This is a genomic window from Schaedlerella arabinosiphila, from assembly GCF_003885045.1.
Lineage (GTDB): Bacteria > Bacillota > Clostridia > Lachnospirales > Lachnospiraceae > Schaedlerella > Schaedlerella arabinosiphila.
Genome location: NZ_RHJS01000002.1, coordinates 3,833,027 through 3,854,293, shown reverse-complemented (window position 1 = coordinate 3,854,293; position 21,267 = coordinate 3,833,027). Strand labels below are relative to the sequence as shown.

Below are 21,267 nucleotides of genomic sequence, written 5' to 3'. Positions count from 1 at the left end.
TCATTCCCTCCTTATGCATTTTTTTCCAGGACGCGCTGGTAAAATTCGTCAATATCCCGATGGTACTGGGTGAACATTTCCAGACGGTCATTGGGTACGTCATACTTGATGGAAATGACCCGGTCGAAGATGTTCTCGGACTTCAGTATGGACATCGGATGTCCCATGGTCACAAGCGCACGGGATTTTTTATACAGGTACAAAATGGTTTCCATCATCAGGAACTGCTTTTCCATGGATACGCAGGTGTCGTCCTTATGGAAGGCGTTCTGCTGCAGGAATCCAAGACGGATGACACGGGCAATCTCCAGAACCAGCTTCTGGTCGTCCGGAAGCACGTCGCTTCCGATCAGCTTGACGATCTCCAGCAGGCTGCTCTCGGAGTTCAGAAGGGCCATCAGCCGGTTCCGGTAATCCACGAACTTCGGGGATACGCGATCCTGGTACCAGGGCGCCAGATCCGTCAGATACTCACTGTAGCTGGTGAGCCAGTGGATGGCCGGAAAATGCCTCGAATAGGCCAGGCTCTTGTCCAGTCCCCAGAAACAGCGTACAAACCGCTTGGTGTTCTGGGTAACAGGCTCGGAAAAGTCTCCGCCCTGGGGGGATACCGCGCCGATGATCGTTACAGAGCCGTCCGTATCGTTTAAGTTGTGCATCATGCCGGCCCTCTCATAGAACGCGGAGAGCTTGGATGCCAGATAAGCCGGGAAACCTTCCTCCGCGGGCATCTCTTCCAGACGTCCGGAGAGCTCTCTCAAGGCTTCCGCCCAACGGGAGGTGGAGTCTGCCATGATGGCTACGTCATAGCCCATATCCCGGTAATATTCTGCCAGTGTCAGGCCGGTGTAGATGCTGGCCTCACGGGCGGCAACCGGCATGTTGGATGTATTGGCGATCAATGTGGTCCGGTCCATAAGAGGATTGCCGGACCTGGGGTCCGTCAGTTCGGAAAATTCTTCCAGAACCTGCGTCATCTCGTTCCCGCGCTCGCCGCAGCCGATATAGATGATGATGTCCGCGTCAGACCATTTCGCGATCTGATGCTGGGACATGGTCTTGCCCGTTCCGAATCCGCCGGGAATGGCAGCCGTACCGCCTTTGGCGATGGGAAACATGGTATCGATGATACGCTGTCCGGTTATCAGAGGTACGGATGCGGAGAACCGGTTGCTGGTGGGCCTGGGTACACGGATGGGCCAGTGCTGGGTCATGCTCAGTTCCCTGGTCGTCCCGTCTGCAAGTTCCAGTGTGACCAGCGTCTCGTCGATGGTATAATCGCCGTCCGGAACCACGCTGATTACCTTTCCTTCCACATCCGGAGGCACCATGCACTTATGCACGATTGCCCGGGTCTCGGGAACCAGCGCGATGATCTCGCCGGGGTTCAGATAATCGCCCACAGAAGCGATGATATGTGCCTTCCATTTTTTGGTACGGTCCAGCGAATCCACACTGACACCGCGGGTAATAAACGCGCCGCCCGTCTCGGCGATCCGTTCCAGAGGGCGCTCGATTCCGTCAAAAATATTGTTCAGGATGCCGGGGGCCAGGGTTACGGACACGGCGCTCCCGGTGGCGATAACTTCATCGCCCGGACGGAGCCCGGTGGTCTCCTCGTACACCTGGATGGTCGTCATCTCCTTATCCAGCGCGATGACCTCGCCCACCAGCTTTTCCTTACCGACATATACCATTTCCTGCATACGGAAGCCCGTATTGCCTTTCAGATAGATGACGGGGCCGTTGACACCGTAGATTGTTCCGATATTATGCAATTCCGTCACCTCCTGAGAAGATAAATTTGTCATACTCATTGCGCAGCAGTGTTGTGAATGAGTTGTCGATCAGAATATTGCGTTCCCGGATGACTGCCCGGGTTCCGCCGATAAAATCCTCCGAACTCACGGTCAGCCGTGTGCCGGTCGCCTTTTCCAGGGAGGAAAGGCGCGGCTCGTCAGAGGGGTTGATGTAGATGGTCATATCTTCTCCTGGGGCAAACTCCGTGGCCTTACGGATGGATTTGACCAGATAAGCCTCATACTCGTCCGTCTGCATATACTCATTTACCAGCATATGCGCTTCTTTAAAAATCTTATCTTTCAGTTCGACCTGTACCTTGCCGGTCTTTCTCTTGAGTTCAAGCTGTGTCCTGGCGTTTGCCTGATTCAGCATGTGCCTGGCGTTGGACTGCTCTGCCTTGATGCGTGTCTCAGCCTGCCAGCGCATTTCCTCTTTATGGTCCTTCAATACCTTTTCCAGGGCTTCGCGGTAGTTGTCAATGATGGCATTGCCTTCCGCCCGCGCCTCTTCCATGGAGGATGCCTGTAAATGTGAGAGTTTTTCTTCCAGAGTCAAGAGGGGTACCTCCTTTTATAAATGTTCTTACGGCTGCCGCCCCTGCGGGGGCAGCAGATTACAATTTTAACCCGATTGCTTCGGTTACATAGGATGTGATAAAGTCTTTCTTACGGCCGGTTCCGTGCCTGTCAGGAATCTCTACCAGCAGGGGCATCTGCCGTTCCAGACGGAACTGGTTCAGAATTTCAGGAAATTCCTTGCCGAATTTTTCCGTCAGGAGAACGACGCCGATGGTCTTATCCTTCAATGTTTTTTCCAGTGCTTCCCTGAGTTCGTCGCGTTCATGCACAACGACGCCGTCCACGCCTGCAAGGCGCATTCCTGTATAGGTATCGACATTATCACTGATCAGATACATCTTCATCTTACAGGCTTCCCAGGATCATGAAGGAGATGATCAGTCCGTACAGACACACACCTTCCGCAAGACCTACGAAGATCAGGGATTTACCAAGAACACTGGAATCCTCGCTGATCGCGCCGAGAGCTGCGCTTGCTGCGCTTGCTACGGCGATACCGCCGCCGATACAGGATAAACCGGTAACCAGTGCGGCTGCGATATAGCCAAGGCCCGTTGCCATAGCTGCCTGGGATGCTGCGTCTTCTGCCGCATGTACCTGGGGGCCGCCCAGCAGCATGATGGATGCGATTGCAAATGCGCCGAAGAAAAAGAAGGCATTGACTCCGATAGCTGTCTTATAGCGGTTTTTGTTCTTTTCACCGATCAGATAATATCCAAAAGGAATAATAATGCTCAGGATCAATGCAGCGATAAATACGATTTTTGTTGCGGTTGTCATAATAAAATCCTCCTAAATATCAATAATGGTTTTTAATGTGTGTTTTTCTTTTTATTTGTCTTTGTATATGGATCAAATGCCCGTCCGGAGCCTTTATAGAACCGGCTGAACATCTCATAATATTCAAGTCGGAGTACCTGTATTCCGACGATCAGTCCTTCCATGCCGCATACGAACAGGTTGCCCAGCACAACGACGATCCAGTTTGGATTGCCTTTTTCCGCACCGGCCAGCATCAGGACCACCTCCATCATAGCCGCATGGCTGACAGCAAATGCGCCGATACGCACGAAGGAGAGTGTGTTGGAAAAATAACTCAGCATCGTTTCAAACAATTCGAAGAAGCCCTGCACCAGGAACATGGCCTTGCTTTCTTCCATGCCTTCCGCCCGTTTCTCGATCTTTTTAGTCAGGGGCTCCTTAAACAGGATCAGGAGCAGCGGAACTCCGAACATGACGGCCAGGACGATTCCGCCCGGCGTCTTGTGCCCGGTCATGAACAGTACGATGGTCGCTACGATGGAAGCGTAAAATACAAGCCCTGCCACGCCGTTGACATCGAACCATGCATCCCCCAAGTCGTGGCATCGGAATGCGTTGATGATGTGCAGGATCATGGCAAGTATGATGATCCCCATACCAAAGGCCACGGCAACAACGAATACGGTGTTCAGCTTGCCGACGAAGGGCAGCATGGTCATGTGTTCAATGGGCCTCAGCCAGACCGCGTCAATGATGTCTTCGAATCCGAAGATGCTTCCGAACATAAAACCGAATATCGTGGAGAAGATACCCGCCGTCGCCACAATACCCGCCAGAGGAATCCTCTTAAAATAGTACAAAAGCCCGCCGCCGATGAGCAGCAGAAGTCCCTGCCCTACATCCCCGAACATGGCTCCGAAGATGAAAGAGTAGGTCAGTCCCACAAATACCGTGGGATCCATCTCGTTATGGGCCGGAAGCCCGTACATCTGGACATACATCTCAAAAGGCTTGAAGACCTTGGGGTTTTTCAGCTTTGTGGGAGGCGCTCCGAAGTGGGTTTCACGGTCATCCACCACCACAACGAAAATCTTGTCGTCGTGCTCAATATCCGCCTGGAATTTTTCCAGGTCTCCCTCGGACATCCATCCGCACAGGATATAATAGTCCTCCTGGTTGTCTTCCATCCGTGCGGCCATCTTGCGGACGTCGAAGTTGTTGGACAGCTCCTCCAGCCGTTTTTTCGCTGCCACAATCTGGGGAGCGCGGGCTGCAAGCAGCTGGGCGGCTTCCTTGTCCAGCTCTTCGATCTGGTTCAGGTTCTTGTTGACCTCACGCTGCAGCTTGTGATAAGCGTCCGCCGGAGTCCCTTCATAGCTGTCCGTCAGCATGATTCGTTCAAAATGGAGGGAGCGGAAGATGGCGTCAGATTTCTGCGCATCTCTCGGGGATACGAAATATGCGCCGTACACATAACTCTCGTCCCGTTCGCCTTCCACAAAGATGGATTCCAGATCTTCCATCAGATATTTCTGCATCTTGTAATAGTACTCAACAGCGATCTTTCCGAAACGATAGGCGATATACTTATAGTTCAGCACTTCGCTCAGATTGCAGTCCAGCGGCCGGAAAGGCGCGATGACAAGCTGGCGGCTGCGGAGCTCTTCGATCTTCTTTTTCAGTTTTTCTTTTTTCTCCTGAAGGCTCTGATAGTCCGTGCTCGTATTTCGGATGAGCTCGAACATGCCGTCCAGCCCCAGGTCAGTATCCGGAGTGACCTGCTCGGGATCTTCCAGAAGGGCAGTGAACTGCTCTGCCTGCGCCAGTGCCTCCCGGTATGGATTGATCTCCATAAAGGGCCTCAGATTATCGACGGTTTTCAGCTCGGAAAGTGCAGATTCAAGCTGGATCTCGTATTTGGAGAGATAGAGATCTGTCACGCGGTCGATATCATCGCGGGGGCCGGAGATATTGATGAATTTCATTTTAACAATCATTGCGTCTTACCTCCAATATAAGCCAGCGTCTCACCGGATGATAAGCCGTAACGGATACATTCCAGGGCGGTCGTCAGCTTTCGTAGTTCTTCTTCTTTTAAAAACAGATAAGTAGTGATCGCGGCAATGGAGTAGGGACTCTGCCGCCGCTCGGATCTGTACAGGCGGTCCAGGCACTCCGTGTACATCTGCTCAATGGTAAGCTTCTGTCCGAAATCATAGTGCCGTGCGTAGGATGTCTTTCTAAGCAGCGCTTCAAATTCTTCAATACCGGGGGCTTCGATCATGGCTTTGATCTCTTCAGGCGACACCCTGTAATGGATTGGAACGAGAAGCGTGTAGATATTGGCAGGCTCCATGCTGTAATACTTCTTTGCCCTGTAGATCCACTGCAGGTTCAACAGGTCGATCTTGGAACCGCAGACTCTTGTGTAGAGCTCCAGTTCATTTTTGCGTAATATTTTTTTCCGCTTCTTCCACAGTGTGGAGAAGTTGTATTGGCTCAGTGTCAGGTCGTAATCAAAGAGCGTGACGGCCGCATTGTCCCGAAGCCTGTGCAGAGGTTCGTAATACTCGGTATCTTTCAGATTTTCAATCAGCTCGTCGGTGGTCCGCGAAGTGATCATCTTGTCGATGGAGATCTGGGTATACTTGTCAAAGAACTCTCTTTTATAGTTCAGGTCAAAGGGTTCGGCATAGCGGTTGATCACAATACGCAGGCAGTAGTTGATCAAATCAATCTCGTAGCGCTTGACGTAAAGTGTCAGAAATTCACGCTGTTTTAATCCACAGAACCGGTAGATCTTAGAGTAGTCATGGTAAAGCTCCCGGGTCAGGATCTTTTCAATATCGCCCCGGTGCAGCCGGCTCTCGTCGAGCAGGTTCAGCACATAGGCGTAGGAAGAGTTTTCACGCAGATAATTGACAGCGTCCGGTACGCTCTGCAGCGAGGCAATCTCTTCAAAATCCTCCGGCTTTAAAAGCTTGGCTTCCATGGCTCTCAGCTTGGTTACGATCCCGCTGTAAGCTAGTAGATTTCCCATGCGTTTATACCTCTGTGATCCGTTTTAAAATATTTTGTGCATACCAGGTGTGCCGCTTTTCATATTCTTGTTCCAAGGCAGCAATGGTTTCGTTGCGCCCGCCGATCTGCGCTTTCAGCAGTGCATCGGTCTTACTGGCCAGGTCGCTTTGGATTTCCAGGATCTTTTTGGAGGTCTTTGCCTCCAGCTCCGTGTCAAAACGGTTCCGCTTTTCACGGTATTCATGATCAAGGACTTCCTTTTGGGCTTCCGCATGCTCAACAATTGCAGAAGCGGCAGATTCTATCTCTGATAGTTTCTTTACAATTGACTCCATAGTAAGCCTCCCCATGTAGTTTTGTGAGTGTGAAAAAGTGAATGGTTTCTTTCTTATTTTTTCATTATTATCATACACTTTTTTTAGAAAAAAGCAATGTTATTTTTTACAAGGTTGAACAAAATTTCGTTCGTTTTTTTGTCTAAAATGTGGAAAGCTATTTTAATAGGAAGAAACAGGGGCAGGAATAATTGAGGTTTTCAGGAGGAAATGTTATAATGAAACCTGCGCAAAAATGGACTCGTATTGTGGCAAAATGAAGATCTGCAATGCGGATTGGATGCAAGATCAGGAGGAAATGTGATGAGACTTCGAAATATACCCCATGCGGACAGCGTGGTTCAATCCCATGACGCGGTGGTCATGGATGCGAAAGGAAGAAGGGGCTGCTGGAAGCAGGTGTTTGGAAATGACCGTCCCCTGCGGATCGAGATCGGTATGGGAAAAGGGCGGTTTTTGTTGCAGACGGCGGCGGAGCATCCGGAGATCAACTATATCGGGATGGAGCGGTATTCCAGCGTGCTTCTGCGCGCCCTGGAGAGATATGACACGGAAGAGTTCCGTGATCTGGAAAATGTGCGCTTCCTTTGTATGGACGCAAGTGAACTGGAAGAGGTTTTTGCGCCGGGAGAGACGGAACGGATCTATTTGAATTTTTCGGATCCCTGGCCCAAGGCACGCCATGCCCGACGCCGTCTTACTTCGTCCGGCTTTCTTGAGAAGTATGCCCGGGTGCTTGCGCCGGGCGGGGAACTGGAATTTAAGACAGACAACCGGGAGCTGTTTGATTTTTCCCTGGGTCAGGTTGAAGGGGCGGACGGATGGACGATGAAGGCATACACCCGTGACCTGCATCATGACGAGGCGATGAACGCAGGGAATGTGATGACAGAATATGAAGAAAAATTTTCCGCGAAAGGGAATCCCATCTATAAAATGACGGCTGTCCGGAATTGAATGGTTACGATTTCCGGTTCTGGTGCATATAATAAAGTGGAGCAGGGATTCAGGAGGGGGCTGACGGCCGCGGCATCGCCCGGCGGATATCGCCCGCTGCCGTCCTGGAGCCTTACAGAAAGACGATGCATGGAAACGGGAAGGGATGTGGATGAAAAGAAGAAAAGGATGGCAAAACTGTATTTGTGAAAAACTGTACTGTAAGCCGGAGTGGAACCGAAAGCTGATGTGCCTGAAGCGTTCGCTTGACGAGGTATATAGAATCTTGAATATGGATAGCTGCCATGGGAGCTGACAGGAAAAGCAGGTGATGGCGATGAAAATAAGAGTGACTGCAAAAAACTACCGGCAGGAGGTTCTGGAGGCGCGTATACCGGTTCTTGTGGAATTTTTTGCCGACTGGTGCGGAAAATGCGCAATGATGGAGGATGTGGTGGATCTGGTCGCGGCAAACTGCGGCGGAGTCCTGAAAGTCTGCCAGATTGAGATCGAGGATTCGGCGGATCTGGCGGAGCAGTTCCAGGTGGAGATCGTGCCCACCTTTGTCATATTCAAAAACGGAGAGCCTGTGTCGGCCGCAAGCGGGGTGCTGAACCGGCAGGTGGTTCTGGATATGGTAATGGATGAAGCGGGACTGGAAATTTGCGGGTGAACTGGAAATTTTTTTTCTGTGTTTTTTCCGTGACCTCCGGCATTATGGGTTGACAAATTTTTTCAAAATGTTAAGATGTATTGTATATGAGCTATATGCTGATCATGGGTTCGCGCCCTGACGGGGCGCGGGCCGTAACTATAAATGTTATACGGCAGAAAGAAGGGGAATAGACATGGGTGAATGGAAAAACCGATTCAGACGCGGGATGATCATGGCTCTTACGTGTGCTGTGGCCGGCGGCGGAACGGCTTCTGCAGTTTCATCAATGCCAAGGGGAGAGATTCCCGGTAGTGAAGAAGTTCTGGTAGGTGTATCTCTGGAGGACATGGAAGATGCCGTGCAGGGTGAGTCGGCCGTCTCCCAGGTGCGGTCGGAGGCTGTTGCCTACGCTGCGGACGGGAAGGGGTTAAAGAGCTCGGACGCGGCGATCTACAATGCACTGAAGCTTTCTATAGAAGAAATAGCAAGGGGAGAGGAGACTTCCACACAAATTGCACTGAAGACGAGGATGTCCAGTTCGAAGCTGGCTCAGGTGGATGTCAACACGATCGTGACGTATCTTTTGAATGACTGCCCCTTTGACCTGTACTGGCATGACAAGACGAAGACGATGGAGAACGGCAAGGAGACGGACGGCGTCTACTGCAAATATTTTGACGACGGGACCATCGTATTCAGCTTCAAGGTTTCCGCGCCGTACCGGGTGTCCGACGGGGAACTGTACAAAATGAACAGCGCATATAAGGGTACGGTGGACGCGGCAAGGCAGAAGGCACAGTCCATCGTGGATACGAACCGGGATTGTACGGATTATGATAAGCTGCTCAACTACCGCAATGCCATCTGCGACCTGGTAACCTATGACTATGCGGCCCAGGGGGGTGCGCTTTATGGAAATTCATACCAGGTGATCAATGTATTTGACGATGATATGTACTCGAACGTGGTCTGCGAGGGCTACGCGAAGGCTTTCCAATATCTGTGCGACCTGACTGACTTTGACAACGACGTGGAATGCCACACGGTTACAGGAGTCACGGATGCGGGCAACGGTGCCGGCGAACATATGTGGAATATCGTCCGGGTGGGCGGCGACGAGAGCTATCTGGTCGATGTGACCAACTGTGACGCAGGTACCATCGGAGAAGGCACAGCGCTCTTTATGACGGATGAACTGGCAGGCAGTGTGGATTCGGGATATACATATAATAATGGCTGGTCATCCATTACATATCAGTACGGCGGCGAATCAAGAGAGGTATATGGCGCTCAGATTTTGTCTCTGGCGAATGATGACAACAGCGGGGAAGCCCTTCTTCATGTCAAGGGCGATAACAGCGGTACGCAGGATCCGGTTCAGGAGGACTCAGACGGGATCATGAGGGTAGATGTGCCTGAGGACGAAGAGGACGAGAAGACGCCGGAGCAGTCCAGGGAAAAAGAGACGGAGAAAAAAGAAGAGACAGACGATAAAGAAGAATCGGATTCCGGGTTTAAGTTTGGTGTGCCGGAATTGGAGAAGGTATACGGGGACGATTCATTTACGGAGACAGTCCTTGGATATGAAGGAAGCAATAAAGTAAAGTATACAAGCAGTGATACGACGGTTGCCGCAGTAACCAAGCGGGGAAAGGTGACAATTCAGGGAGCAGGTACGGCGGTGATTACGGCAGAAAGTACCAGCGGAGATAAAGCTTCCTATACTCTGAAGGTCAGCCCCAAGAAGCTGGAATGGGATACCAGCGATCTCCATGCGGTAGATCGGGCAGATCGGATTAACGGCAGGGAAGCGACCCTGTACGGAGAGATCAAACTGGAAGGCATCCTGCCCCATGATAAGGACAGAGATTCCCAGTTCAGCTTTGACAGCAAGTATCTGACCGGTACCTATTCGGAAATCGTTCCGGGAAGACAGACGGTGACTTTGAACTGGAAAGAAGGGAAGGAAGTCCGTCTGGCCAGAAGCGAGAAGGCCGGCAATTATGAGATGCCCGAGAGCCTGCCGGAGCTGACCGGCAGGATTACATCCATTACCAGGCTGGCTGATCCGCAGATTGAGACTTCAGAACCGGAGGACGGACTGAAGTATAAGCTGGAGATGGAGGACGGTATCTCCGGAGTCCCGGATACCTTGCTGAAGGACAGAGATCTGAATACACCGCCGAAGATTGAGGCGGCGCTGCAGGAAGACCTTGTGCAGGAAGGGATTCCGAAAGAGAATGTTGTGGTTTATGATGTGGCGCTGTACTGGCAGGACAGGGCCAGCGTCCCTGCGGAGACAGAAGAAGGTCTGAACAGAGAGGACGCGGATGTGGAAGATGTGAGCGAAGAGAATGCATCCGAATGGGTAAAGGTAACTGACGAAACCTTCCCGGAGGGCGGACTGACGATCACACTGCCGTATCCGGGCGGCATGCCGAGAAATGTCAAGGATATTGTGATAAGCCATATGTTTGTGGAGGATATGTATACATCTTCTCCGGGAGAGATCGAGCATCCCGCAGATATTGAAGAGACGGTTGACGGAATCAAATTTACGGTGAACGGATTGTCGCCAATCGCCATCGGATGGTCCGCGGAAACGACGGATACCACGCCGCCCATACAGAATGCCGGGGATGATAAGACTCCCACCGGAGATTCAGGACAGCAGGGCACCCAGGGAGGCCAGAACGGTCAGAACGACCGGAACACAAATAACCAGACGAATACCAACGTGAGCAGGAGCCCTGTGACCGGAGATACGATGCAGATTCTGATCTACGTGGTACTGGCAGTTCTGTGCGGCTTGACCATCAAGGGCATACAGGCTGTGCGGCGTACCGGAAAGAAACACTAAACGCCATTTGGCAGGATGCAGAAGGGCTCACATGAACAGCAGCCCTATAGTCCTGAAAGAAGAATATTAAAAAATATAAAAATCCCCCGTATCGCAGCGGGGGATTTTTTGCGATAGAAATACCGAACAAGCCGGAAAAAACGCCGTAAACCGCCCTTTTACGCATGTCCCGACAGGGGATTTCAACGAACTATTACAAATAATTAAGAAAAATTTCAAAAAAATAAAAAAAGTACTTGATTTTTTTGTCATCATCGGATATAATAACTTTTGTGCTGTTGAGGAAATAGCAAAACAAAATAGAATATGCGCGATTAGCTCAGTTGGTAGAGCACCTGACTCTTAATCAGGGTGTCCAGGGTTCGAGCCCCTGATCGCGCAGTAGAAATCACTGTTTTTGCAGACAATAGAGGCTGTGGGGACGGTGTTTTTTTTTGCCCAAAAGCCTTGAAAACACTGGGTTTGTGTTGGCTTGGGGTGGAAAGAGATAAAAAGTCTAAGTCAAAAAAGAGTTTTCTGAAAATTCTGAATATTGCCGCCAAAATGGTCGCCAACTGGTCGCCAGAGAAATAAACAGTCCAAAAAGCTATTCACAAAATTCCGAAATCCCGAAATCCCGTTTTCCCGTTGAAAAAACTCTCCTTTTTAAATATATATTATATTTTCGATGTGTCAAAGGAGGTGAAAGCAGATACATCAAATACAAGTAACCAGGGATGCTTTTAAAGCAGGGAGCGGGAAAGGAGAAAACGTGTATAAAGTAATTCATAATGGTAAGCACTTGGCAGAGTGGAAGAAAAAATTGCCATTGCAGGCAGAAGTACTTGAAAAAAGTGAGGTGATAAAAAGACGGCTACTACAGTCGGTTTGTTGTTTTGACGAAGCCTATGGTTCAGAACGCAACCTGGAAAATGATCTTGGAGGCTTCATTATAATCCTATATGGTACATCAAAGGAAATATCCGAACATTACAGAAAGATTATGGATTACTACCATCTTAATGAAAGTGAATACGAATACGAAGATAGATACAAAGAGCCGGAACGTTCAGAGATTGTAACGTTCCGGCTTTATTTGTGTTCATCGGATTATGGGATCGAAATCGTAACAATTGAGAAGCAGACAATGAATCTGGAAAACAGACTGAGAGGAGGAAATCTGTGGGAGAAAAACAATGAATGCTTGTGCTTAGAAGATATTAAAAAGATTCCTCCTTTCTTCGAAGGCACGGAACAGCAATGGATCGAAGAAGTGACTTCATATCAATATTCCAATCCGAAGGAGTGGCAGGAACTCTATGTAGAGTATTTGCACAAGGCCAGAGAAGCAGGGAATCTTCATAAAACAGCTCTGGGCTTTTACCGAAGTGATGATGGATATTTGAGAAAAGATAATGAAAAAGATATTTACCTGAAAATCAGAGGAGACTTCTTGACATTTGAAGAATTGTGTCAAATAGGCGAGCGGATGTCTGCTCAATCGGATCAATTGCTTCAATCATATTTGAAGTACTGTGTAATGGATAAACAAAAAAGAAACGGCTGGAAAAAACAGGTAAAAGAAGAAATCAGCGGTTGGGTAACTGATAAAGAGATCGCTGTAGATTTTGCGGAAACATTAGATGAATCAACTTTTACAGGCAAAGAACTATACTTTGATATACTCAATCGGCTGTATATTATTTTGTAGGAGGATAAAGCATGGAAAATATAGTAAAGGAAACAAGCCTTTTGGAGAGAACAGGCGTATTCGACGAAGATTCTAAAAGAAGATTTGAGCTACGGCTTACATATAACGGGATGAAAGGGAAAAAGATTCTTGTGGTTGGCATCAATCCGGCATCCAATAATATACAGGTATTTGATAATACTACAAATTATTTACTGAATAATCTGGGGGTGATGGGATATTCTGAGATTGTGGTATGGAACATGTTTGCAGAAATCTGTGTAAAATTAAAACCTGGCCAGACCATAGATAATGCGGAGAATATCGAATATCTTAAGGGGCTCTTGAAGGAGAAATTTGATGCCGTTTTAATTGGCTGGGGGAATACCTTTATCGGCAATAAGAAGGTCCAAGAAGTGAAACAACAGGTGTATGAGTTATTGAAGCCATTCACAAAGATTACATATGAATTAATAGACAATGATAAAAAGTATGCAGGACTCAGGAACATACATCCATTATTTGCGGGGCAACGTTTCAGCGGCCAATGGAAATTGCGCAAATATGAGTTTCCCAAGGAAGAAAAGACTCAGAAAAAGGAAAAGGATCATGCAAACATTTAAAAACTTAGGCGAGAGAATAGACGGTATCTTAAGCGATATCAAAAATGGTTCGGATGAATTACTGATAGCACATAAGCTATCATCTTTATTTGAAAATAAGCCGAAAGAAAGATTATTGAAAGAAACTCTTGAAAGACTTGAAAAAGGTAAGATGATAACGCCGGATATAGTTGGCGGAGTTATAGCATCTGATAAATTAGTAGTGAATGATATAGGATCAGATGCGGCTAGAATATATATGCTGGATTATATATTTGAATCCGTAAGAAATAACGAAACCAAAATATCGCTGAAAAAAGCGCAGGAAATATATCCATTATCAAGCAATGAGATTAAAACGGATGGGAAAGGAAATGTAGGAATCATGTATATTCCCATAGCTATGTATATCAATGAAGAAGAAAATCAGGACATTGTAATATTTGCATCAGCGATCGGAGATGTTAACATAGCGCAAAATGAGAAGGCTGCAGTGTTTGCTGTAGGCGTTACTTATTCAGATTATAACGAGGCTAATGGGTGTGCTGTATGGCAAGAGGTAATGCCAAAAAAGGGAAGGGAGAGAGGAAGGTAAATGTATATCAAGATATACACAAAAAGCCAGATGGTTTTACTAAGAAATATGATGCCATTGCTTAAAAAGAAATATAGACTGCCAAGAGGAATTTTTGACAAGGCTGAAAGGGTTCTTGTATCCAGAAAACTTGGAAGAACAGGATTCATAGCCATTTTGCCGGAACCTATTAAAAGTGGGAATGATGTGATTCAAATCAAAGACATTCTGAACTGTTATCCACACCATTTGATTTTGGAAGATGATATAGAAGATGTTGAAGTAAAAGAAGATGGTACATGGCTCACAGAAGGCAGGGAATGGTACATGGACACATGGAAAGTTCAAAGCGAATCCAGCAATATTTATATTATTTACTCTGTAACAATGGATGTGCTGTATGGTAAGAGGAAACATAAAAAATGAGAGAAGCGCTTTTTGGATGCTCCTCTCAAATACTATGTGAATCAGTCTTGCTTTTTGGGAGGGATATATTCGATTAAGTCGGTTAAGTCACAGTCCAATACATAGCAGAGACGTTTCAATATATCAATATCCAGGCGTTGTATCTTGTTATCACGGTAGCTCCTTAGTTGAGAACGTTGCATTTCTGTGCGGAAAGAAAGCTGGTTGAGGGAAACTTCTCTCTTTTCGATCAATTCAGATAGATGAATTTTGATTTCACCATATTCTTCGGCTGTTTCGGGAAGTTTGCGTAAAGGATTATATTTTTTGGCTCTCATGATTATTCCTCCTATGACATCATTATATTTCAATATAAATATCCTTGTAAGATGGCTTGCAATATGGTATATTTCTAGATGGGTGTATATTATATGGATATATTTATTATGATTATATTTATGCCCAATAAAATGAAAATATTTTACATCTTGAAAGGAGGATAAAATGCCAAGCCCTAAAGATACCAAAGGACCGATAGTTAAAACAGGTCCAACAGCAGGACAAGTACGTAGCAGAAATAATGATGGTCAGTGGAGACAGAAAAGAAGCGACGCCGGGAAGAAAAGAAAATAGTAGGAAGGAGTATCGAAATGTGTGTGCCAGGATATGAAGATTGGGCATTGAAAGAAATGGAAGAATTAGGCATGAATGAAATTGAATATTGTAACTATAAAGGATGCAATATTTGTGACATTCTGGAAGATCCGGATGATGATGGCTATGATAATGAAGATAGCGAATATGATGATGATTTTTGAAATGTGAAGGAGAAAAAAGTATGTTTGATTTCATAAAAAAAGGTTCTGAAATTGAAAGAAAAATTAAGCCAACTCCCTCCGAGGGTGGAAGAAAAGAAATAAGGATAGGCGATAGGGACTCTGATAAAAATAAAAAAGAACATAGAAACAAGTAAATGTAAAATAGTTTATGGATTGCGCAGGCGGAAGATACAGCTTTTCCGCCTGTTTCGTTGGAGGTTACAAATAGAAAGGGGGTATGGTTATAATAAGTAAAGATATAGTATGTGATTGTGGGAGAAATATTAAGAAGCGAATATATTTCATTATCACATTCATAATCCTAATATTTATATTCTGGAATCATACAATAGATGCGGGGGGTGATGGCTGGAGTTCTTCTATAAAAGTTAATAACAGAACAATTTATGCAAATGATCAGGGAATGGATGTAACTGAAGAGTTTAAGAGTGCAGAGGAGGATGCCCAAAAAGCTATTGAAAAATATTATGGAGATCAGGAGATCGATATTTTGAACTTTTGCCATCTGGGTTTCACGGGGCGCATGACAGTAGATGTAATAGTAAATGGATGCAATAGTTATACGATTCTGTGGAAAGATGGGAAAATACAATCAATAAATGAGATTACTCAAAAATGATATGGCCTGCGTGTATATAGCAGGTCTTTTTTATTTGAAAGACAGGAAGGAGAAAATAATATAATGGTACAATATTATGTCTTGGGGATATTGATTGGAGTGGTTGTAATAAATGTCATTTATGTTAACACGTTGCTGTGGGAAGAAATGGAGGGCTAAGAGATGGTAGATAGTACGAAGATGATATTAGAAGGAATTGCTTTAGTAGTCAGTACTTTAAAAATAATTGTTCAGCTAAAAAGGCAAAGGAAATAAAGTTAAAGCCGGGCGGAAAACGGATAGTTTTCCGCCCCTATATCTATTCATGATAAGTAGAAGGGCATGATATGATTTAACAACTTTAATTTTAAATTTGATGAAAAAATGCTTGACATACAAAATGAAAAGTAGTATAATATTATCTACAATTTCATAAAGGTATGTAGAGTCTTTCCCTGTTATTTGCAGCGGTTTTGTGATGGACAAAGTAACAGAGCACAAAACACACAATGAGAAACTAAATGAAGAAGGCATAGGGGATGTCTGAATGTATGAAAAGTCACAAGTAGTGACACCTTGAAAATTAGTAGATAGATTAAGAGTAGTAAGGCATGACTAATATATGCACAAGACAGAGTATACTTTTGAGTATATCTGTTTGGTGTATTTATTAGTGGTGCCTTTTTTGTTGTGTAAAGAGGCACCCGGTCACTGGTTCTGCCTCCTCATATGGAATTAGTATAATCAGAAAGGATGTGTTTTATGTGGGTAAAACACGAAAAAAGGTTGCTCTGCAACCACAAGAAGCAAAAAGAATTATTAATTCCGAAGAAAATTCTACAGAGGATGCAAAGCAAATGATTTCAGAGCCTGCGGATGACAGGGAATCTACATATGTCATCGTGTCTAGCATTGAGATATGTGATGGGCAGTATGGTGAATGGAAGGGAGATCGAAAAGGTAATCTAGTTTTCCGGCGATATGGTTCAGCGGTGTATCTGGATAAAGTGTATATAGACATAGGTACATTTGGACGGAAATTTTTATTATCGTTCAAGGATTCATATGGAATGACAGTCAAGTCTTATTTTGACAGAAAAGATTTGACAGATACTGCGATAGGAAAGTTTTTGGAAATAGGGTGTCAAGTTACCAAGAAAACTTTTCAGGCTTTGGTTACATCAATTATGAATCAAGAGCCAGAAGCACCCCGTGAATTGATTCATAAAAAACTGGGCTTTAGTACTTTTGAAGATAAAAGAGTTTTTTTGGGGGAAACGGGTATAAACGTTGATAGTAAGTACAACGGTGAATTGAAAATACAATCGTGCGGAAACTATTCCGAATGGCGTGAAATGGTTAAAAATGAAGTAATCGGTCAAACGCCTTTGGAGTTTATCTTAGCTGTAGCATGTACTGCCCCGTTGGTGGATTATTTTCGGGAAGAGTATCATACTGGTAATATTTTGATATCAATGGCATCAGAAAGCTCTAATGGAAAGACTACAGCAGGTTGCTTTGCGGTGAGTACAGGTGCAAAAAGTTCCTTTGAAGGTGACAGTATGATAACGACTTTTGCAGACACTCCCAACGCAATCATGCATTCGATACATTCATCATATCCTATGTTGATTGATGAAGGCAGCCTGATTCAGAAAAATCCAACAGGACTTTTATATTCTTTAGCACAAGGAAAAGAGAAAGGAAGATTGACGAAGGAATTGGAGAAGGCTGGGGCAATCACATTCTCAACCACAATCTTTATGACATCGGAAAAAAGTATCCTTCGTCTATGTGATTCGAATACAGGACTTTTTGTACGGTGTATAGAGGTGCGGAATGTTGCATGGACAAAATCCGCAGATAGTGCAGATAGAATAAAAAAAGTCTGTGAAAATCATTATGGACATTTGATATGGCGGATAGCCGATAAATTATTAGAATATGAAAAGAAACAGACTATAGATGTTTTATGCAGAAAGCATGAAGCGATTCAGCAGGCTTTGATAAGAAATGCTAAAGAAAGAGGAAAATATAATCCGTTAACAGAGCGTTTCTCTAAATCTGCGGCATTGATTCTTCTTGGTGCCGAACTTGCATCCGAAGTATTGGAGTTGCAGTTAGACACAAAAAAGATTCAGGAATTTATTGAAGAACACTCACAAGTTTATACTTCGGAAAATATAGACATAGGGGTGAGGGCTTTAGCTTATGCATGCCAGTACATCAGCATTAATTATTCTAAATTTATTATATATAATTCGGATGATGCGGGCATTGCACCAAATGACTGCAAAGGGATGATTAAACGTATGCGTCCCAAAAATATAGCAAATGGCAAGAATGCATCAATGGAAATTTTTATGACTGATATTATTTTCAGCGAAATGATGTCTAAGGGGGACTTCCCTAAAGAGATTGTTTTGGAAAAATGGAAGGCGGAAGGCATTTTACATTGCCAGAAGGATAGATTTTTAGGCGACAATGTAGTTATAGGTAATACTGGAAAAGTTAAGGGCTATAGATTTTATGTGGTTCACGAATATATGGAGATTATAGATAGGGGCAGAGACAGTAATTGAGTTTTTGATTTATAAAAATATTACATGGTGAAAGACCGGAAACATCAAGTGTACAAATGCAATAGGATTTTTGAGAGCAGGCATTATGGAGACGCTGAAAGATGCTTCCGGCATTCAAATAAAGAAAGGCAGGTATATAAAAATGACAAGTTCAAAAAAAGTAACAGGTTCTGTTCGGCCACGCCCGAACAAAGATCATGTAACACATTACGATATTACTATAGAACTGGGCAGAGATCCACTAACTGGCAAGCGAAAAAGAGTTAGCTTTCGTGCAGATACTACGAATCGGGAAGAAGCGGAGGCAATGCTTATAATGAAGAAGGCAGAATATCTTCAAGGCGAAATGCTAATGCCTTCTGAAAAGACGGTTGCTGGATTTTTAGATGAATATCTGCGGGATTATGTAAAAATACAGAGTAGTCCAGCAACGGTTAGGGATTATGAATCTGTAATTGAAAGATATCTAAAACCTATGTTTGGAAAAATAAAGCTACAGAAATTGCAGAAATCACATGTTCAGCAGGTATACAATCAATGGCGGCAAAAATCGAATGCCAGTGATAATCCGCTGAAAGCCAGTACAGTGAAGCACATTAACAGGATTTTCAAGGCGGCATTAAATGTAGCGGTTGAGTTGGAATATATCAAGAAAAATCCTACCAACCATATCAAAATCGGAAAAGATTTAGACGACCATGATTTAGATGTCTATACTGTAGAAGAAATCAAGGAACTGCAGAAGGCAGTGAAGGGAACAGACATGGAGCTTCCGGTGGCTTTACTTTTCGACTGTATTATGCGAAGGGGAGAACTTCTGGGACTTTCCTTCTCGGATATTGATTTTGAAAATAAGACTGTGACAATTCGACATAGCTTTGTAGAATCTGCAGATAGTAAATGCCCGGTTTTGAAAGACTGTAAGACAGATGGTTCATACAGAAAGCTGGTAGTTAGCGATTATACAATAAAGCTGTTGAAGAAACAGAGACTTTTGTATAAAACAAACCGAATGAAGTATGGAAAAGAGTTTGAAAACAGTAACAGAGTGATTTGCCAGGAGAATGGGAAACCTTTTCTTCCGAAGAGCTTTACATATAAATGGATGCGTACATTAAAGAAATATGGATTGCGCCACATCAAGTTACATGGAACAAGACACAGTGCAATTTCACTTTTGCTTACACAGGGGATTCCATTGCACATAGTTCAGAAGAGGGCTGGACACAAAGACCCGAAGATAACTCTTTCCGTATATTCACATGTCGCACAAGACGATCAAAATCTTGTTGCAGATAAGCTGTCTGATGTACTGTTTCCGGCAGTAAATCAATAACTTGACAACCTGATTCCTATACTGGGGGATAAGCAGAATCGGCGGCAAATGTGATTCTGCCCCCAGGCTGGGAATCAAAAAATCCCGAAATCCCGTTTTCCCGTTGAAGAAATGCAGCTTTTTTGAATCATATTTCAGAAAAACTGCCCTGGTTGTTTGTAAAACTGCATTTCTTGTAACGGGATTTCGGGATTTCGGGAATTTTTGGTGGGCAGTTGGGGGTGCTGTAGTTTAAGATTGTTTAAAATCAAGGCTTATATCGTATGCTTAATGATTACCTTAAACTCTTGGTCGCCGATTTGGTCGCCGTTTTTTGGGATGAAAATTAGAAAAATCTGGAGATTGACTTGGTGAGAATATATGAATAATTTTTGCCGCCAAAATGTATCCCTGAATGTCTCTTAATCAGGGTGTCCAGGGTTCGAGCCCCTGATCGCGCACTAGAAATCACTGTTTTTGCAGACAATAGAGGCTGTGGGGACGGTGGTTTTTTTTGCCCTGAAGCCTTGAAAACTTATGTAAAACAAAGTAGGCAATAAAAAACCCCGGAATGTAATATTCCGGGGTTTTTTAAGAGGCGCAGACCGGATTTGAACCGGTGAATCAGGGTGTTGCAGACCCACGCCTTACCACTTGGCTACTGCGCCTTACTAAATACTATATGCTTTTTACAAACATAAAATGACTCCGACGGGAATCGAACCCGTGTTACCGCCGTGAAAGGGCGATGTCTTAACCGCTTGACCACGGAGCCTCTATCATAAACAACCACCGCCTTCATGGTGACCGATATTTATACTAGCACAGAATCATTTTTTTTGCAAGCATTTTGTATATATATTTTTCAAAAAATTTCTGCTATAATGAAAACTAATGTTTTTTCATATATAATGCTTGCCTGCCGGCGGACTGAAGGCTGGAAGATTGGAGAAGGGAGAAACCGCATGGAGAGGATTTTGATTGTGGAGGATGACGCGCAAAACAACCAGATCATCCGGGAATACCTGGAGGGGCACGGATATTCCTGCACCCAGGCATTTTCCGGCAGCGAAGGAAAATTACTTTTTTCTATGGAAAGATTCGACCTGGTGCTTTTGGATCTGATGCTTCCGGGAATACCGGGGGAGGAGCTGGTCTCCCTGTTTTCAGAAACCGCGCCGGTTATCGTATTGTCTGCGAAAAGCGGACTGGACAGCAAGGTAGACGTGCTGTCCGCCGGAGCCGAGGACTACATCTGCAAGCCCTTTGACCTTCCGGAACTGCTGGTGCGGATACAGATCCGGCTGCGGCATCGGGACAGGGCAAAGAAGGACGGGGAGGCAGGAACCGGAGCGGCGGGGGGAAGTGGGGCGGACCCCGGATATGAACAGCATGTGTATACCTACCGCGGATGGACGCTGAACCCGGACACCCAGGAAATGACCGCGGAAGGCGAAAGGGTGGATCTGACCAGGCATGAATTTCTGATCATGGAACTGCTGATCCGCAATCCCAGACGGGTTTTCAGCAAGCAGATGATCTATGAGTATGCATGGGGAGAAGAATACTTTGTGGAGGACAAGACAATCAACGTACATATCAGCAATATCCGTTCCAAGCTGAAAAAAAGCGGGACCGACTCTTATATACAGACCGTATGGGGAATGGGCTTTAAACTTTCTTAAACCTTTCTGAGCACTTTTTAAAACATAGGGAATTATACTGGTTCTTGT

Annotated in this window: 22 protein-coding genes and 3 tRNA genes; 15 read left to right on the top strand and 10 right to left on the bottom strand. The window is 45.3% G+C overall.

The features are described from left to right. Nucleotides 1-11: 11 nt before the first annotated feature. From EBB54_RS18425 to EBB54_RS18395, 7 genes are read right to left on the bottom strand one after another with little or no spacing between them, the layout of a single operon-like run. Entirely contained in the window at nucleotides 12-1,778 is a 1,767-nt protein-coding gene (locus tag EBB54_RS18425; RefSeq protein WP_125128486.1) for a V-type ATP synthase subunit A, read from the bottom strand. Continuing rightward, nucleotides 1,771-2,358: a V-type ATP synthase subunit E gene (locus EBB54_RS18420; protein ID WP_004070190.1), complete on the bottom strand. Its 588-nt coding sequence runs from the start codon at nucleotides 2,356-2,358 to the stop codon at nucleotides 1,771-1,773. The genes EBB54_RS18425 and EBB54_RS18420 overlap by 8 nt, the downstream gene beginning before the upstream one ends. 58 nt (nucleotides 2,359-2,416) lie before the next feature. Continuing rightward, nucleotides 2,417-2,725 (bottom strand): V-type ATP synthase subunit F, encoded by a 309-nt coding sequence (locus EBB54_RS18415; RefSeq protein WP_125128485.1) that lies wholly within the window; start codon nucleotides 2,723-2,725, stop codon nucleotides 2,417-2,419. Nucleotide 2,726: 1 nt separating this feature from the next. Then, nucleotides 2,727-3,161: an ATP synthase subunit C gene (locus EBB54_RS18410; RefSeq protein ID WP_125128484.1), complete on the bottom strand. Its 435-nt coding sequence runs from the start codon at nucleotides 3,159-3,161 to the stop codon at nucleotides 2,727-2,729. Between the two features lie 32 nt (nucleotides 3,162-3,193). Then, nucleotides 3,194-5,140 carry a V-type ATP synthase subunit I gene (locus tag EBB54_RS18405; protein ID WP_125128483.1) on the bottom strand — a complete coding sequence of 649 codons (1,947 nt, stop codon included), beginning with the start codon at nucleotides 5,138-5,140 and terminating at the stop codon, nucleotides 3,194-3,196. Continuing rightward, nucleotides 5,137-6,183, bottom strand: a complete 1,047-nt coding sequence (locus tag EBB54_RS18400; protein WP_004070181.1) for a V0D/AC39 family V-type ATPase subunit — start codon at nucleotides 6,181-6,183, stop codon at nucleotides 5,137-5,139. The genes EBB54_RS18405 and EBB54_RS18400 overlap by 4 nt, the downstream gene beginning before the upstream one ends. Nucleotides 6,184-6,187: 4 nt before the next feature. Next, entirely contained in the window at nucleotides 6,188-6,499 is a 312-nt protein-coding gene (locus EBB54_RS18395) for a hypothetical protein (protein WP_004070179.1), read from the bottom strand. A 303-nt stretch (nucleotides 6,500-6,802) separates the two neighbouring features. On the opposite strand from EBB54_RS18395, the gene trmB reads away from it, so the two are divergent. From trmB to EBB54_RS18355, 9 genes are all read left to right on the top strand, one after another. Further along, a complete protein-coding gene (gene trmB, locus EBB54_RS18390; protein WP_004070177.1) occupies nucleotides 6,803-7,456 on the top strand; it encodes a tRNA (guanosine(46)-N7)-methyltransferase TrmB in 654 nt (217 codons plus the stop codon). Then, nucleotides 7,457-7,645, top strand: a complete 189-nt coding sequence (locus EBB54_RS29945) for a hypothetical protein (RefSeq protein WP_004070174.1) — start codon at nucleotides 7,457-7,459, stop codon at nucleotides 7,643-7,645. It abuts the gene before it with no gap. 121 nt (nucleotides 7,646-7,766) lie between these two features. Then, on the top strand, nucleotides 7,767-8,108 hold the full coding sequence (locus EBB54_RS18385) for a thioredoxin family protein (protein WP_243127719.1): 342 nt from the start codon (nucleotides 7,767-7,769) through the stop codon (nucleotides 8,106-8,108). Between the two features lie 175 nt (nucleotides 8,109-8,283). Further along, nucleotides 8,284-10,950: a hypothetical protein gene (locus tag EBB54_RS18380; RefSeq protein ID WP_125128482.1), complete on the top strand. Its 2,667-nt coding sequence runs from the start codon at nucleotides 8,284-8,286 to the stop codon at nucleotides 10,948-10,950. Nucleotides 10,951-11,258: 308 nt separating this feature from the next. After that, a tRNA-Lys gene (locus tag EBB54_RS18375) sits at nucleotides 11,259-11,331 on the top strand. A gap of 370 nt (nucleotides 11,332-11,701) precedes the next feature. Then, nucleotides 11,702-12,640, top strand: coding sequence for a hypothetical protein (locus EBB54_RS18370; protein ID WP_125128481.1), 939 nt, complete (start codon nucleotides 11,702-11,704; stop codon nucleotides 12,638-12,640). An 11-nt stretch (nucleotides 12,641-12,651) separates the two neighbouring features. Next, nucleotides 12,652-13,242 carry a DUF1643 domain-containing protein gene (locus EBB54_RS18365; protein WP_004070167.1) on the top strand — a complete coding sequence of 197 codons (591 nt, stop codon included), beginning with the start codon at nucleotides 12,652-12,654 and terminating at the stop codon, nucleotides 13,240-13,242. After that, nucleotides 13,229-13,816 carry a hypothetical protein gene (locus EBB54_RS18360; protein WP_125128480.1) on the top strand — a complete coding sequence of 196 codons (588 nt, stop codon included), beginning with the start codon at nucleotides 13,229-13,231 and terminating at the stop codon, nucleotides 13,814-13,816. The genes EBB54_RS18365 and EBB54_RS18360 overlap by 14 nt, the downstream gene beginning before the upstream one ends. Next, the gene (locus EBB54_RS18355; RefSeq protein WP_125128479.1) at nucleotides 13,817-14,221 is read left to right on the top strand and encodes a hypothetical protein; all 405 of its coding nucleotides are present in this window, start codon (nucleotides 13,817-13,819) and stop codon (nucleotides 14,219-14,221) included. Nucleotides 14,222-14,262: 41 nt separating this feature from the next. Here EBB54_RS18355 and EBB54_RS18350 read toward each other — a convergent pair whose 3' ends face one another. Then, complete coding sequence (locus tag EBB54_RS18350) at nucleotides 14,263-14,538, bottom strand: helix-turn-helix domain-containing protein (RefSeq protein ID WP_125128478.1); 276 nt, start codon at nucleotides 14,536-14,538, stop codon at nucleotides 14,263-14,265. Nucleotides 14,539-14,790: 252 nt separating this feature from the next. Here EBB54_RS18350 and EBB54_RS30230 point away from each other — a divergent pair, with 252 nt between their 5' ends. The 5 genes from EBB54_RS30230 to EBB54_RS18335 all read left to right on the top strand — a co-directional run bounded on the left by EBB54_RS30230 (nucleotide 14,791) and on the right by EBB54_RS18335 (nucleotide 19,555). Then, complete coding sequence (locus EBB54_RS30230) at nucleotides 14,791-15,018, top strand: hypothetical protein (RefSeq protein WP_154677803.1); 228 nt, start codon at nucleotides 14,791-14,793, stop codon at nucleotides 15,016-15,018. 20 nt (nucleotides 15,019-15,038) lie between these two features. Next, nucleotides 15,039-15,173 carry a hypothetical protein gene (locus EBB54_RS31630; protein ID WP_004070162.1) on the top strand — a complete coding sequence of 45 codons (135 nt, stop codon included), beginning with the start codon at nucleotides 15,039-15,041 and terminating at the stop codon, nucleotides 15,171-15,173. Nucleotides 15,174-15,256: 83 nt separating this feature from the next. Then, entirely contained in the window at nucleotides 15,257-15,658 is a 402-nt protein-coding gene (locus tag EBB54_RS18345; protein WP_044989919.1) for a hypothetical protein, read from the top strand. 743 nt (nucleotides 15,659-16,401) lie between these two features. Then, a complete protein-coding gene (locus EBB54_RS18340; RefSeq protein ID WP_125128477.1) occupies nucleotides 16,402-18,219 on the top strand; it encodes a DUF927 domain-containing protein in 1,818 nt (605 codons plus the stop codon). 85 nt (nucleotides 18,220-18,304) lie between these two features. Then, on the top strand, nucleotides 18,305-19,555 hold the full coding sequence (locus EBB54_RS18335; protein WP_125128476.1) for a tyrosine-type recombinase/integrase: 1,251 nt from the start codon (nucleotides 18,305-18,307) through the stop codon (nucleotides 19,553-19,555). A 575-nt stretch (nucleotides 19,556-20,130) separates the two neighbouring features. Here EBB54_RS18335 and EBB54_RS18330 read toward each other — a convergent pair. Beyond that, nucleotides 20,131-20,202, bottom strand: a tRNA-Cys gene (locus tag EBB54_RS18330). A 35-nt stretch (nucleotides 20,203-20,237) separates the two neighbouring features. Continuing rightward, nucleotides 20,238-20,309 (bottom strand) — tRNA-Glu (locus EBB54_RS18325). A gap of 190 nt (nucleotides 20,310-20,499) precedes the next feature. Here EBB54_RS18325 and EBB54_RS18320 point away from each other — a divergent pair. Further along, entirely contained in the window at nucleotides 20,500-21,219 is a 720-nt protein-coding gene (locus EBB54_RS18320) for a response regulator transcription factor (RefSeq protein WP_125128475.1), read from the top strand. The last annotated feature ends 48 nt before the right edge of the window (nucleotides 21,220-21,267 follow it).

What these genes read in the sequence shown, in the direction of transcription:
- EBB54_RS18360 (WP_125128480.1), top strand. Translation starts at nt 13,229, where the DNA reads ATGCAAACATTTAAAAACTTAGGCGAGAGAATAGACGGTATCTTAAGC.
- EBB54_RS18345 (WP_044989919.1), top strand. Translation starts at nt 15,257, where the DNA reads ATGGTTATAATAAGTAAAGATATAGTATGTGATTGTGGGAGAAATATT.
- EBB54_RS18355 (WP_125128479.1), top strand. Translation starts at nt 13,817, where the DNA reads ATGTATATCAAGATATACACAAAAAGCCAGATGGTTTTACTAAGAAAT.
- EBB54_RS18410 (WP_125128484.1), bottom strand. Translation starts at nt 3,161, where the DNA reads ATGACAACCGCAACAAAAATCGTATTTATCGCTGCATTGATCCTGAGC.
- EBB54_RS18380 (WP_125128482.1), top strand. Translation starts at nt 8,284, where the DNA reads ATGGGTGAATGGAAAAACCGATTCAGACGCGGGATGATCATGGCTCTT.
- EBB54_RS18415 (WP_125128485.1), bottom strand. Translation starts at nt 2,725, where the DNA reads ATGAAGATGTATCTGATCAGTGATAATGTCGATACCTATACAGGAATG.
- EBB54_RS18350 (WP_125128478.1), bottom strand. Translation starts at nt 14,538, where the DNA reads ATGAGAGCCAAAAAATATAATCCTTTACGCAAACTTCCCGAAACAGCC.
- EBB54_RS18365 (WP_004070167.1), top strand. Translation starts at nt 12,652, where the DNA reads ATGGAAAATATAGTAAAGGAAACAAGCCTTTTGGAGAGAACAGGCGTA.
- EBB54_RS18385 (WP_243127719.1), top strand. Translation starts at nt 7,767, where the DNA reads ATGGCGATGAAAATAAGAGTGACTGCAAAAAACTACCGGCAGGAGGTT.
- EBB54_RS29945 (WP_004070174.1), top strand. Translation starts at nt 7,457, where the DNA reads ATGGTTACGATTTCCGGTTCTGGTGCATATAATAAAGTGGAGCAGGGA.
- EBB54_RS31630 (WP_004070162.1), top strand. Translation starts at nt 15,039, where the DNA reads ATGTTTGATTTCATAAAAAAAGGTTCTGAAATTGAAAGAAAAATTAAG.
- EBB54_RS18400 (WP_004070181.1), bottom strand. Translation starts at nt 6,183, where the DNA reads ATGGGAAATCTACTAGCTTACAGCGGGATCGTAACCAAGCTGAGAGCC.
- EBB54_RS18395 (WP_004070179.1), bottom strand. Translation starts at nt 6,499, where the DNA reads ATGGAGTCAATTGTAAAGAAACTATCAGAGATAGAATCTGCCGCTTCT.
- EBB54_RS18320 (WP_125128475.1), top strand. Translation starts at nt 20,500, where the DNA reads ATGGAGAGGATTTTGATTGTGGAGGATGACGCGCAAAACAACCAGATC.
- EBB54_RS18335 (WP_125128476.1), top strand. Translation starts at nt 18,305, where the DNA reads ATGGAGACGCTGAAAGATGCTTCCGGCATTCAAATAAAGAAAGGCAGG.
- EBB54_RS18405 (WP_125128483.1), bottom strand. Translation starts at nt 5,140, where the DNA reads ATGATTGTTAAAATGAAATTCATCAATATCTCCGGCCCCCGCGATGAT.
- trmB (WP_004070177.1), top strand. Translation starts at nt 6,803, where the DNA reads ATGAGACTTCGAAATATACCCCATGCGGACAGCGTGGTTCAATCCCAT.